Origin of the sequence: Lutispora thermophila DSM 19022 (genome assembly GCF_900142105.1) — a bacterium.
Lineage (GTDB): Bacteria > Bacillota > Clostridia > Lutisporales > Lutisporaceae > Lutispora > Lutispora thermophila.
Map to the genome: position 1 here is coordinate 272,202 of NZ_FQZS01000003.1, position 14,256 is coordinate 286,457.

The 14,256-nt window shown below is 34.2% G+C and carries 12 protein-coding genes; 10 read left to right on the top strand and 2 right to left on the bottom strand.

Going from position 1 to position 14,256, the window contains the following annotated elements; translation table 11 throughout:
* Positions 1-34: 34 nt before the first annotated feature.
* Positions 35-688, top strand: coding sequence for a flavin reductase family protein (locus tag BUB48_RS01355; protein ID WP_073023704.1), 654 nt, complete (start codon positions 35-37; stop codon positions 686-688).
* A 298-nt stretch (positions 689-986) separates the two neighbouring features.
* Here BUB48_RS01355 and BUB48_RS01360 read toward each other — a convergent pair whose 3' ends face one another.
* Positions 987-2,042: an ArsR/SmtB family transcription factor gene (locus BUB48_RS01360; protein WP_073023706.1), complete on the bottom strand. Its 1,056-nt coding sequence runs from the start codon at positions 2,040-2,042 to the stop codon at positions 987-989.
* Positions 2,043-2,247: 205 nt separating this feature from the next.
* Between BUB48_RS01360 and BUB48_RS01365 the strand changes: the two genes are divergently transcribed.
* The 9 genes from BUB48_RS01365 (at position 2,248) to BUB48_RS01405 (ending at position 13,408) form a co-directional block, all read left to right on the top strand.
* Positions 2,248-3,477 (top strand): S41 family peptidase, encoded by a 1,230-nt coding sequence (locus BUB48_RS01365; RefSeq protein WP_073023708.1) that lies wholly within the window; start codon positions 2,248-2,250, stop codon positions 3,475-3,477.
* Between the two features lie 296 nt (positions 3,478-3,773).
* Entirely contained in the window at positions 3,774-5,468 is a 1,695-nt protein-coding gene (locus BUB48_RS01370) for a peptide ABC transporter substrate-binding protein (protein WP_073023710.1), read from the top strand.
* Between the two features lie 72 nt (positions 5,469-5,540).
* The gene (locus BUB48_RS01375) at positions 5,541-6,476 is read left to right on the top strand and encodes an ABC transporter permease (RefSeq protein WP_073023712.1); all 936 of its coding nucleotides are present in this window, start codon (positions 5,541-5,543) and stop codon (positions 6,474-6,476) included.
* Between the two features lie 15 nt (positions 6,477-6,491).
* On the top strand, positions 6,492-7,412 hold the full coding sequence (locus BUB48_RS01380) for an ABC transporter permease (RefSeq protein WP_073023714.1): 921 nt from the start codon (positions 6,492-6,494) through the stop codon (positions 7,410-7,412).
* Positions 7,413-7,426: 14 nt separating this feature from the next.
* Positions 7,427-8,455, top strand: coding sequence for an ABC transporter ATP-binding protein (locus BUB48_RS01385; RefSeq protein ID WP_073023716.1), 1,029 nt, complete (start codon positions 7,427-7,429; stop codon positions 8,453-8,455).
* Positions 8,448-9,404, top strand: a complete 957-nt coding sequence (locus BUB48_RS01390; RefSeq protein ID WP_073023718.1) for an ABC transporter ATP-binding protein — start codon at positions 8,448-8,450, stop codon at positions 9,402-9,404. Before BUB48_RS01385 ends, BUB48_RS01390 begins: the two co-directional genes overlap by 8 nt.
* Positions 9,405-9,440: 36 nt before the next feature.
* Positions 9,441-10,826, top strand: coding sequence for a TldD/PmbA family protein (locus BUB48_RS01395; protein ID WP_073023720.1), 1,386 nt, complete (start codon positions 9,441-9,443; stop codon positions 10,824-10,826).
* A 2-nt stretch (positions 10,827-10,828) separates the two neighbouring features.
* Positions 10,829-12,163: a TldD/PmbA family protein gene (locus tag BUB48_RS01400; RefSeq protein WP_073023722.1), complete on the top strand. Its 1,335-nt coding sequence runs from the start codon at positions 10,829-10,831 to the stop codon at positions 12,161-12,163.
* Between the two features lie 294 nt (positions 12,164-12,457).
* Positions 12,458-13,408, top strand: coding sequence for a DUF4352 domain-containing protein (locus tag BUB48_RS01405; protein ID WP_073023724.1), 951 nt, complete (start codon positions 12,458-12,460; stop codon positions 13,406-13,408).
* Positions 13,409-13,563: 155 nt separating this feature from the next.
* Here BUB48_RS01405 and BUB48_RS01410 read toward each other — a convergent pair whose 3' ends face one another.
* Complete coding sequence (locus BUB48_RS01410; protein ID WP_073023726.1) at positions 13,564-14,025, bottom strand: superoxide dismutase family protein; 462 nt, start codon at positions 14,023-14,025, stop codon at positions 13,564-13,566.
* Between the last annotated feature and the right edge of the window lie 231 nt (positions 14,026-14,256).

Sequence of the window (14,256 nt, forward strand, 5' to 3'; positions counted from 1 at the left end):
CAGATAAACTTATTCAGTAAAGGGGAAGTGTAACGTGAAGTATGAGTTTGAAAACAAAAAACCAGAAGCATTTGTTGCCAGCTGGGAGGGACAGTATGAGGTTTTTAATTGGGTCGAGTTTCTTACTGGCATACCTATGCCTATGTTTGTAATCACCACCTATAAAGAAAATGGATTGCCTAATGCCTGTTTGCACTCCTGGTCTTGTTTTTCAGGGGATGGGGGAGGGCATTTTTGCATAATGTCTGGCATTCCTCTAAAATATGGGCATACCATCGAGAACATACTAAGAGATAAGGAGTTTTGCATCAATTTTCCCAACAAGGACATCTGGGAAAGCTGCCATAAAACAATTGAAAATAATATATATGAAATTGATGAGATAACGGAAAGCGGACTGACGGTGGAAAAAGCCATATCCATTAATGCGCCTAGGATTAAAGAGTGCTTTTTAAATCTGGAATGTACTTTAGAATGGATTAAACCTTTATATGAAGGCAGCCAGTATGGTGTCATATGTGGACGCATAAATCATATAGCTATGGATGAGGAATATTTTGATGAAAATAGAAAAGGTCGTTACGGCGAAAGCGGATATATTATGAATATACATTCTCCCATGAATCCTATAACAGGAGAAACATTGGAAAGCGGGTTAGGCTTTGTGAGATATGATAGTGTAAAATAAGAGATAATGTTCCCAAAGAAGGGAGAAAATCATATGATTTGGTTATGAAAATGTCATTAGCTTAATGACACAGGTAGAAAAGAGTAAATCATTAAAAATATCTTTGAGAATCATGCACATAATGATAAGGTGATTATAATTTTATCCAGATGCTATAAGGATAAAAGCAATAGTTCAGTAAATTCCGATCAACAGAGCGCAACAACTGATAAAAACACTTTTGAGTAGGCAATGTCGATAGAACAAAAGGTTGATATTGTAAATAAGATAAACAGGAGCAATAGAGTTTCAATCGTCTCTATTGCTCTACTATTATTTTATAGGCTATATCAAACAATTCTTTAAGATTCTTTTTGTTTGTAGTGTAATAATATCTATTTTTTATACTAGGCTCAAAATTAAGTATGCCGAGATTTAAAAGTAGATTTAAATGGTAGGATAGAGTTGCTGTTGATAGATTAAAATGTTTAGCCAGCTCCCTGTTATACCAGGGACGTTTGCTGGTCATACTGATAATTTCCAGCCTGGTTTCATCAGAGAGTGCTTTGAACAAATTTATACATTGCTCTTGATTTAATTTATGATTAAATTTGTGTTCGATGGAATGACCAAACAGTATTATGAAAGTATCGTCAACATAATAATGAAAAAGACCTAAATCTATGTAAAAGCTTTCAATCATCCTTAATTTTTTTTCTTTAGTTATAAATTCAGTATAATCTGCTAATCCTATGGTGTTTAAAAACTCGATAGGATCATTTTGAAATAATTTATTGTGCTTTTCACATTTACTCTCCATAAATGTATATACTTCTTCCTCAAAGGGTTGGTAATATAAATTATAAAAGATTTCGTATACTTCTATAACCTTATTTTTATATTCCTCAGGATGATTCTTAATTTGCATAAAAAGTAAAGCTTTCTCTTCATCATATGTATCCATTAGAGCATTTTTTATTAATACATCTTCACTGTCGAAAGGCAACTCTAAATCGAATCGATTGTATATAAGCTCAACTAACTCGTTTGGTTCTAAGGATTTTATATAATCTATTAGCATCAAAGGTTCTTTAAAACCTTTTTCAAGTATTACTTCAATGGAAGCATCTATCATTTCTATAGTAATGTTAGCGATAAATATTAAATCATTTCTGTATATGGGAGATATATTGTCATCAACATATTTAAGCCAATTTTTTACTCTTTTGCTTGGGGCAAAATCTAATATATCTCTAGACAGATTTTCCCGAAGTATATTTTTATCCCAATTGATTTTATGATATCTATTGATTGTATATTTGAACATAGATTCCACAAATTCAATAGCTCTATTATGTTCAATTTTATAATCCATCTGTTCATCTCCTTTCGATTTATTAAATAATATCACAACGTATTCTAAAAAGAAAGAAAAAATATAATAGAAAAATTTCTAATAATATAAGAAAAATATTGAACATAAATAAAATTTAATATATATTATAATCAGACAATAGATTAAAACTATAGTTTGCTCTTGTATCATTCAATATTTATATAATTGATGAAGGGGGATGTTTATGGTTAGAAAGAGATTTATGGGTATTAGCGCTGTATTATTGATAACTGTTTTTATTTTAATGGCCTGCACTGATGAAGAGACTGCTATTGCTGCAGAGGATGCTGCAACTTACGGAATAATAGAAACCCATATGTCTACAGAAGAAAAGTTAGAGGATTTTTATTATATGTATAAGCTTTTAGAGGATAACTATCCCTTTTTCAATGTTAATAAAAGGCTATATAACGTAGATTGGTTAAAGAATAAGAAGAAATATGAGAAAATGATTAAAATCACAAAAAATGATGCTGAATTTTTTGTGGCTATAGACAAGATTTTAAACGATTTAAACAATCCTCATACCCATGTCTTTAATGGCAATGTATATAGAAGCTATTATAAACATTTTTATCCTGATGAACACCCGGTGTTAAATTACGAAAAATCAATGAAACGCTATGGTTTTGATGGGAATGTTGAGAATATAGGCTTAGATTCGGATTTTGATTTTTTGGCTACAAATGATGAAGTATTGAAAACAGCCATATTGATTGAGAATAAAGTGGCTTATATGAAGATAGATTCTATGTCTTATAACCATATAAAAGAAGATTATGCAAAAGTAGAGAAATTTCTAAAAGAAGTGAAAGATTATGAAAAGCTGATTATTGATATTCGAGGCAATACGGGAGGCTTTGATGATTATTGGAAGAATATTGTAGGTTTTTTAATAGATGATACATTGAAAGCCGAATACTATTGCTTTTATAGAGGGAATTACAGAGATAAATATGATTTATACAAAGTTCCTTTAAGTAAACCCATTAGAAAATTAGATGAAGAAGCACTGAGAAAGTTCCCATCTGAAGTAAAGGAAGATTATGATTATTACACTAAGAATTTAGTTATAGTCAAGCCTTGGAATATACTTGATTTCAAGGGCAAGGTTTACTTGTTGGTAGATAGATATGTGTTTTCATCAGCAGAGAAGTTTGCTTCGTTTGCAAAAGATTCCGGGTTTGCCATATTGATAGGAGAGCCTACCGGAGGAGACAGAGTTTTTGCAGAGATACCTTTTGCTTATTTGCCAAACAGCGGTCTTGTTATTAGGTTCAGTGCTGAACTGGGTATAAACAATGATGGCACCATCAATATGGAAACCAAGACAACACCACATATTCGCGTAGATGCTACTCCAAATGAAGACTTTACTAAAGATGCGTGTATTCAAGCGGCAATAAAAGATTAAATGCTGTATTACTGAAATACTAATGTGATGTAATGGGTAATCAGTATGTTAGAAAATATTGACACAAGTTAGAAAAAATTCTATAATTGAATAAATATTTAGACTATTAACTAAATTAACCTATTGTGTTAGTTTTACTTTGCCAAAAATCTATGAATAAAATTCCAATATAGCGTTAGTACAGGTTTGATAAAGCAAAAAGAACTTATATTGCTCAAAATTCAATGGCTTGGCGCAATAGGTTAATTCATGGTTATAGTTGATATGTTAAAAATAGAAAAGCAGGGGGTATTTTGATGAAAGCTAAGAAGTATTTGTCTTTATTTATTACATTAATTTTAGTTGTAACATGGTTAGCTGGATGCGGTGGTCAGAATGGTCAAAAAGATGGACAAGCTAACCAAGAGGTTGCAAAAGTTGAGACAGGTATTGATAGTGAGCAATATTTTAATGGTTATCTTGTTGCAGAACCTAGTACGTTAGATCCATCAAAAGGAGCGGATAATTATTCAAATACAGTGCTAAATAATGTATTGGAACCTTTGACTAGGTTGGAAGAAGATGGAAGTTTAAACAATGTATTGACACCAGCAGGTGCTGAAAGTTGGAATATTAGTGATGACGGTACTGTTTGGACTTTCCACTTAAGGGATAATAAGTGGTCTGATGGAGAGCCAGTAACAGCACATGATTATGAATATGGCATTAAACGTTCATTAGACCCGGCTACCGGTTCACCTTATGCATACCTTTTGATGCCGATAAAAAATGCATCAGATGTAAATAGCGGGAAGCTTCCGGTAGATGAACTTGGTGTTAAAGCAATTGATGATAAAACTTTAGAGATTAAACTTGAATATCCTACCCCATACTTTGGAGAACTAACATACCAAAGGGTAATGATGCCGCAGAGAAAGGACATAGTAGAGAAGTATGGAGATACTTATGGAACAGAGCCAAACACTATAGTATATAATGGACCTTTTATTTTAAATGAATGGATACATAATAGTGAACTTAAATTTACCAAGAATCCAAATTATTGGGATACAAGCAATGTAAAATTGGAAAGTATAAGCATGAAGATAATAGCCGAGGAAAATGCCATATATAACTCCTTGTCCAATGGTTCCATTGATTCTGCAGGTGTAGGCAGCCCGGAATGGATAGAGAGATTCAGTGCAGAAGAAAATTTGAAGCACATTGAGACTATTGAACCATCAACATACTATTTGTTTTTCAATACCAATGATAAAGTTTTTAAAAATGCAAATATAAGGAAAGCCTTTTCGCTGGCTATTGACAGGCAAGAACTGTCAAATGTAATATTCCATGGAATAAATGCTCCTGCTTATGGATGGGTACCACCAAGCATATCATTGGGAAATGATGAGTATAGATCAATGGTTAAAGAACCCTTATTACTTCTTGCAGAAGAAAATCCTGATTCTAAAAAGTTGCTTATTAAAGGATTAGAAGAATTAGGAATGGATACCGATCCTAAGAATCTAACTGTGAAGATATCACTGGGAGGAACAGATCAATGGTTTAGAACTTATGGTGAATATTTGCAGCAAATGTATAACAGAAATCTTGGTGTTAATATCACAATCGAACAGTTAGAGTGGCCGATATTTAATTCCAATGTTATGAAAGGTGAATTCCAAATAGGTTATATGGGTTGGGGTGCAGAATATAATGATCCGGCATCCATGTTGAGCTTATTGAAATCTGATTCTAATGCAATAGCAACAGGCTGGAAAAATGAAAAATATGATAAGTTAATAGATTTAGCAGCTGCAGAGATGGATGAGCAAAAACGTCTTGAGTATTATAAAGAAGCTGAACATATCCTATTATACGAAGAATCGGTTGTGGCTCCATCAGTATATCCAAAATCAAATACATTCAGATATAAATATATTAATGGTTTGGGAGTTACTCCTTTTGGTACATCTGGATGGAAGTATGGCTATACCCAAGGAAGGTAATAGATAAAATCAAGATAGCAGTTTGTTAATTAACAAACTGCTATCTTAGAATTTGAGGAAGGAGAAAATGAAATGACTAGATATATAATTAAAAGAGTAGGTTATATGTTATTAACCCTCTTCATCATAATTACTATTACTTTTTTCCTAATGCATAGCATACCAGGAGATCCATTGGCTCATATGGCAAAAAATTTACCTGAACAAATTAAGGAGAACTATTATAAAAAATATGGTTTGGATCAACCGGTAATGGTTCAATATGTTAAATTTTTGAAAAATTTAATTACAGAAGGGGATTTAGGCCAGTCATTGAGATATCCTGGAAGATCTGTTACAGATACCATATTAGAGCATTCAAAGGTGTCTGGAAGATTAGGAGCACAAGCAATCATTATCGGGATAACTATTGGCATTATTCTTGGTGTTGTTGCTGCGTTGTTCAGGAACAAATGGCCTGATTATCTCATCATGTTTATCGCAATTCTTGGTGTAACAGTTCCTATATTTATAATAGCATCAATACTACAGTATAGTTTCTCTGTTAAGTTTAAAATATTGCCTACCACCGGATGGGGAAAAGTAAAACATACAATTCTTCCTACCATTGCTTTGTCTTTTGGTTCAATAGCAACTTATGCCAGATACATGAGGTCAAACGTTCTGGAAGTAATCAATCAGGACTATATTCTTACAGCTCAAGCAAAAGGAGTAAGTCCTTTTAACATAGTGATAAAGCATATTTTAAGAAATGCCATTTTGCCTGTTATTACTATTATAGGGCCAGAGATAGCCGGAATATTTACAGGTTCATTTGTAATAGAGAGGATATTTGGAATCCCAGGTCTTGGTTCATATTATATAACTTCTATCAATGATAGGGATTATACAATGATCATCGGAACTACCGTCTTCTATGCGGCATTGTTTGTAGTAGCTCAATTGATAACTGATATATTGTATGGAATAGTAGATCCAAGAATACGAGTATCAGAGAAAGATGAATAGGCGGGAGGTTTAATTATGGAAACGATTTCTAAGGAGAAATTTAGAAGGATTCAGATAGACTATAAGGAATCAGAGAAGATAGCCAGGCCACAAATCGGCTATTGGCAGGATGTATGGAGAAGGTTAAAGTCCAATAAGGTTGCCATATTATCGTTGATTATCTTGGTTATTATTGTATTTATGACAATAATAGGTCCATATTTGAGCGGATATGATTTTAAAGAAATTGATTCTGCAAAAATAAATCAAAGACCGAGTAAGGAAAATTGGTTTGGCACCGATGAATTGGGAAGAGATATATTCGCAAGAGTGTGGAAAGCAGGCAGAGTGTCTATGGTAATAGGGATTACAGGGGCACTTATATCTGCGGTAGTTGGTACCATGTATGGAGGCTTTTCAGCGTATTTTGGCGGAAGGGTAGATACAATAATGATGCGAATTGTAGAAATACTTATAAGCGTTCCATATCTATTGGTGGTAATTCTTATTTCTATAATAACCGATTCTAGAAGCTTAGGTACCATGATGATATCTTTGACTTTGACCGGATGGTGCGGGACAGCGCGCATGGTTAGAGGTCAAATGCTGCAATTAAAATCTCAAGAATACATATTGGCTGCTGAGGCATTAGGGGTAAAACCGTTAAAGATAATTATGAAGCATTTGATTCCTAATGTATTAAATGTACTGATAGTATCAATTAGCTTTGATATTCCAGGATATATATTTTCAGAGACATTTCTATCTTACATAGGGCTTGGAATTCAGCCTCCCAATACTTCTTGGGGTGCATTGGCATCAGCTGCCCAACGAAACTTTATATTTTATCCTTATCAATTGTTTTTTCCAGCATTGATGATTGCGTTGACTATGCTAACTTTCACACTTTTAGGTGACGGTCTAAGAGATGCATTAGATCCTAGACTGCGGGAGTAGGGGGAGGAAAGAAAATGGATAAGATACTTGAAGTAAAAGACTTAAATATATCATTTCATACGTATGCCGGGGAAGTGAAGGCAGTAAGAGGAGTAAGTTTTGATTTAAATAAAGGTGAATCATTGGCATTGGTTGGGGAGTCGGGTTGTGGAAAGACGGTTACAGCTAAATCCATTGTAAGATTGTTAAAGGAACCTCCAGCAGAGATAAAGGAAGGTTCTAAGATAATATTTAATGGAAAAGAAGATGTTGTAAAGATGAGTAAAAAGAGGTTAAGGTCTTTTAGGGGAGAAGATGTAAGTATGATATTCCAGGATCCTATGACCTCGCTGAATCCTACAATGACCATAGGACAGCAGATAATGGAAGCATTAATGATTCATAAGGGGATGCAAAAGAATGAAGCTAAAAAGGAAACGATAAAGTTATTGGAAACCGTCAATATACCTAATGCTGAGGAAAGGATAAATCATTATCCTCATCAGCTTTCCGGAGGAATGCGACAAAGGGTTATGATAGCCATGGCTCTTTCATGCAATCCTAAAATTCTAATAGCTGACGAACCTACGACTGCATTGGATGTAACCATACAAGCTCAAATAATGGATCTGCTAGGCGAATTAAAAAATAAGTTTAATACTGCAATAATACTTATAACTCATGATTTAGGAGTTGTAGCTAATTTCGCCGATAAAATACAGGTCATGTATGCCGGAGAGATAGTGGAAAGAGGCAACAGGGAAGAAATTTTCTATAAGAGTATGCATCCTTACACTTGGGCTTTGCTAAATTCCGTTCCACGATTGGATACCGAAAATAAAGAGCAGTTATATGCTTTAAGAGGTACTCCGCCAGATTTAATTTTGCCTTTAAAGGGATGCGCTTTTAGTTCCAGATGCGAATACGCGATGGAAATATGTTTAGAAAGAAAGCCTGTAGAAACCCGATTATCAAATACCCATAGTTTGTCCTGTTGGCTGCAGCATCCTGATGCGCCTAAAGTTAATCGTGCAGAAGTTTTGCGAGGTGAAATGAATGAGTAATGAAAATCTAATTGAAGTAGTAAATTTAAAGAAATATTTTAATGTAGGGAAAAATAAGATATTAAAGGCGGTAGATGATGTAAGCTTTAATATAAAAAAGGGAGAAACTCTGGGGCTGGTAGGAGAATCAGGTTGTGGGAAAACCACTTGTGGAAGAACTATCTTAGGGCTTTATGCTGCTACAAGCGGTCATGTTTATTATTGCGGAAAAGATGTACATGCTATGGATTTTAATGAAAAGATTAAATTTAAGAAAAATGCCCAGATAATTTTACAAGATCCTTATGCATCCCTAGATCCAAGGATGACCATAGGAGAGATAATTGGAGAAGGCATAGATGTGCATTTTAAATTAACTCGTATTGAAAGACAAAGGCGGATTAATGAACTGCTGGATACAGTTGGATTGAACCAAGAGCATGCTTCCAGGTTTCCACACGAGCTTTCTGGTGGGCAAAGACAAAGAGTCGGCATAGCAAGAGCACTGGCAGTAGAACCTCAATTCATAGTATGTGATGAGCCTATATCGGCATTAGATGTGTCTATCCAAGCTCAGATTGTTAATCTATTAGTAAGATTACAAAAGGAAATTGGGCTTACATATCTATTCATATCCCATGATCTATCTATGGTTAAGCACATTTCAGACCGGGTGGGAGTTATGTATTTGGGCTCTATGGTAGAACTGGCTCCAAGTTTTAATATATACCAAAAACCATTGCATCCTTATACAAAAGCTTTAATATCAGCTATACCAATTCCTGATCCTAAGATAGAAGATGAAAGAAAAAGAATTAAATTGGAAGGGGAAGTACCAAGTCCTATAAATCCGCCAGAAGGTTGTAAGTTTTTCAAAAGGTGTGTTCAAGCAACTGATAAATGCAAAAATGTTAGTCCACAGTTAAAAGAAGTAGAAAAAAACCACTTTGTAGCCTGCCATCAATGTTAGAGATTGATGGAGGTTAGAATTTTAAGGAGGAGTTGGATGTTAGATAAGAACATCATAGAAGATATATTTAATGCAGTCATTTCCAATGGCGGAGATTTTGGAGAAATATTTCTGGAAGACAATTACACTACAGAAATATCCACTATTGGTGGTCACATTGAAAAAGGTATGAGCGGTAGGGATTTTGGTATAGGTATAAGGATATTTGATGGGCTTAATAGCATATACGTTTATACCAATGATCTGTCAAAAGATAATTTAATAAAAATGACTATAAAGGCTACTATGGTTCTTAAGAAAAGCAAAAGAGATATGGTTTTAAAATTTGATAATCCCACAAGACCTTATATTCATAAGTTTAGCATACTTCCCAGAAATATTGAATTGTCAAAAAAACTTGAGCTGATGAAAATAGCTACTCAAGGGGCAAAAAATTATGGACGAGAAATAACTCAGGTGCAGGTAAACTATATAGATCAAGAACAAAACGTGTTGATTGCTAACACTGAAGGGGTATATGTAGAAGATAAAAGAGTTAGAACCAGGATGTTGATAATGGCAGTAGCAGAATATGGAGGGCAATTGGAAACGGGTTATGTAGGGCCAGGTGCTTTAATGGGTTTTGAATTCTATGATACAATCGATATAGAGGAATATGCCAGGGAAGCAGCCAGAATTGCCAAAACCATGGTTTATGCTGATTATTCACCGGTTGGAGTAATGCCGGTGGTGATAGATAATGGTTTCGGAGGATTGATGTTTCATGAAGCTTGTGGTCATAGCCTTGAAGCATCATCTGTGGCAAAAGGGGTATCCGTCTTTTCTAATAAATTAGGTCAAAAGATTGCATCAGATGTGGTAACTTTGATAGACGATGGTTCTATTCCAAACTTCTGGGGGTCTTTGGGTGTTGATGATGAAGGAAAGAAAACTCAGAAAAATGTTCTCATAGAAAATGGGGTTTTAAAATCTTATATGGTGGACAAATTGAATGGAAGAAGAATGGGGATAGAATCTACTGCTTCGGGCAGGAGACAATCTTACAGATTTGCTCCTACTTCAAGAATGACTAATACCTATATAGACAGTGGAAATAATACTAAAGAGGAAATAATAGCAAATACTGAGAAGGGATTATTTGCTAAACAGATAAATGCTGGTTCCGTAAATCCTGCAACCGGTGATTTTAACTTTTCCCTTTCCGAGGCCTATTTGATAGAAAATGGGAAAATTACAAAACCGGTAAAAGGAGCTACCCTTATTGGCAATGGAAGCAAGATATTGATGGATATAGACATGGTGGCTAACAATTTGAAGATAGACCAAGGCTATTGTTTTGCAAGCAGCGGCGCAATTTTCATAGGTGCAGGCCAGCCGACTATCAGAGTTAAATCTATGACAGTAGGTGGAAGGGAGGCTTAATAATGGACATAGATAAATTATTCAGCAGGGGAAAAGAACTAGGAATTGAGGAAATGGAAGTATATATGGCAGAAAAGTGCTCTACTAAATTTAAAGTATATAAGGGAGAGCTTGAAAATTATAATCTTTCCAAGGAAGAGGTTCTGTCATTAAGAGGTATTCACAATGGCAAAATGGGCTATTCATATACTGAAAGATTGGCAGATGATTCTATAGATGATTTGTTATTTAATCTTATACAATATGCCGAATGCAATGAAAGGGAACATACAGAAAAACTTTCAGCACCAGTGGAAATAAAAAGGAAAAGTAGAATCAATAGGTTGAAACTATATGAAGAAGACAGGAAGATAGCTTTTTTGAAATCTATAGAAGAGCTGGCCTATTCTATGGATGAAAGGGTCTATTTGGTAGAAGATTGCGATTATGAGGAATATGAAAGATCCATTTATATTAAAAATACAAAGGGACTTGAATTAAAGGATAGTTATGGCGCAGGCATTATAAATTTATCTGTAGTTGCTAAGAATGGTGAGGATACTCAAACAGGCTACATTCATAGGGTTATAGATGATTTATCACAAGAATATAAAAATGATTTGATAAATGAGGCTGTTCGAGATGCAATAAATATGCTTGATGCCTGTTCAATTCCTTCGGGGGACTATAAAATAATCCTTAGAAACAATGTAGCAGCAAACTTATTTAGTACCATGTGTCCGGTGTTCTTAGCAGATGTGATTCAGGAAAACCTATCTTTGATGAAGGGCAAGGTAGGTAAAAAGGTAGGTTCAGATTTATTAGACATCATTGAGGATCCATTGATGGATAAAGGTTTTTCATATAGAACTTTTGATGATGAAGGTACGCCTACTTTTACTAAATATATTGTCAAAAACGGAGTTTTGAAGACCGTTCTTCACAACAATAAAACAGCAGAAAAAGAAGGTGTTAATTCTACCGGCAACGGTTTTAGAATTTCCCATAAGTCTTCTATAGGAGTCCTGCCTATTAATATGTATATAGAGAAAGGCAGTTATTCTTTAGAAGAAATGATAATGTCCCTGGAAAAAGGTTTATTGATAACTGATATACAGGGGTTGCATGCAGGGATCAATACTATATCAGGAGATTTTTCTTTATACTCCAATGGATTTTTGATAGAACATGGAAAAGTCATAAAACCTGTAAATCAAATTACTATAGCAGGAAATTTCTATGATATGATAAAAGAAATTCAGGCTTTAGGAGACGATGTGAGATTTTCAACACCTGGTATTTATTATTTCGGCTCTCCATCAATGATGATAGATAGATTAACAGTATCAGGGAACTAAGCTAGGCTTATGCTGGCTTAGTTTGTTTATATTAAGAATTCAAAACACTTAAGTTCTAATTTTTATTATGAATTAAATTTTATGAATATGCCTATGCAGGTTAATCAAAAGTAAAGGTGCTTATAATGTCTAATACTTTATGTTGCGAAGAACTACCTTAGGTTGTAAATTTTGTAAAAGTAATATATAATATTAATATAGCCTGGTAAAGTATGTTTAAACCTGATAAAATTTTGAAGCAAAATGAAGCTTGTCAAGTAACTTGGCAATCATAGAAGGAGGATTCAAAGCATAATGGATATTATAAAATATGCAAGATCATGTATGTGTAAAAAGGTGGCTGTCAAATATTTTATATTAACTGTTGTTGCATGCAGCATAATATTGGCTGGAAGTAATATTACAAATGCCGAAGAATTTATGGAATATGATAAAACTTCAAATATAATAGTATATATGAAAAGCACAAAGACAAATAATTTGGTATTTACAATCAACGGTGTAAGTGAAAGTAAGAGCAATAAATTTAAAACAGCTTCAGAAGGAAATAAGCTGGTTTGCATAAACTTAAAAGTCACTAATGATGGTGTTAAACAGGAGCAATTGACATCTAAAATGATGTTTAAGCTATATGATGACAAGAGAAATATATATAATATTGTTTTACCTGAAGGAACGGATAGTATTAATGGATTGCTTTCAGCAGGTGAAAGCAAAGAAGGAACGGTTTGGTTTGAGGTTCCGAAAAAAATTAATAAATTTGAATTATGTATTGAACCTCCAAGGATGAGCCAGAAAAAAGGAATGCTGGATATTGAAACAGTGGGCAAATCCAATGACAATAAGGGGCAAATTGCAAAAGAAAGCGACTCGGGCTCAGCGATTAATATAGCAATAAATAATTTGGTTTTTGATATCAAAGAAGTATCTGTATCCAGGGGAAATAATTTAGGGGATGCAGGTGAAGGATATTGCTTTTTAAATATTAACTTGTCTGTGAAAAATAATGGTTCAAAAGAAGAGCAAATGACTTCACATATGGTATTTAAATTAGTTGATGCGAATAATCAGGCATACAACATAGTGCTCCCAGAGGAGAATGGTATAAATGGCATCTTAAAACCCCAAAAGGAAATAAGTGGAGAAATTTCATTTAGAGTAAAAGAAGGAGAACGAAAGTTCAAATTGGAAATAAAACCATGGACAATGAAAGAACTAAAAGAGTATGTAGATATAAACCTTTAGTATATAAGTATAAATAAGACTATAAGCTTGAAATATAGAATCATTTGATGCTAACAAGTGTAAATGCAGCACCTTAAAATGGTGAATCATTTACACTTGTTTCATTATAAGGATAGTTTAAGGTTGCTTGTGTCCAGAAAAGTAAGGATACAGCCCTATATTGGTTGTATAATACCGCAAGCCAATCTCTTTCCTGCGTTTCCCGATGGCTGGCTTCGGTAATCATCAGGACTCTGGTGTATGATAACTGATTTTCCAATTATATCTCTTACCTTGAATCTATCAGTGAAAAAACACATCAAAGCTCTTCCGTGGTTGGAGAAAACTACGGGAAAGTCTCCAGCATGATTGCCATGGGGCTGGTTATCCGGGTTCCAATGATCTCCTGCTGCCTTAAAAGGATCATCAGGATCTCCGATCTCGCAATTTCCGTACAGGTGTATATGAAAGCCATGGGGACCTATAGGAGCTTCATTTCCCATAGCAGGCTTGTAATTGGGAAGCCCTCTTACAGATACACATACCTGTACACCACCCTGAACATCTGTGAAATACACCATACCTGACAAGGCTGGTGCTAAAGGTCCGCCTCTGATGATGGCTGAAGCAGTTGCCATAATTTTGTTCACCTCTTAAAAATACTGATATATAGTCATAATATGCAGAATAATAGTGGTGTGAACAATAGATAAATAAGAAGGAATAAAAAATATAGCTTTTAGAATAAGTTTTGACAAATTGATAAGATGGGAGGTAAATAAATGGCTTACATGAAATTTAATGTTAATTTGACTCCCGGGTAAGCATATAATATGCTTAAGGATTTTGACTATGCAGATTTGGTATAC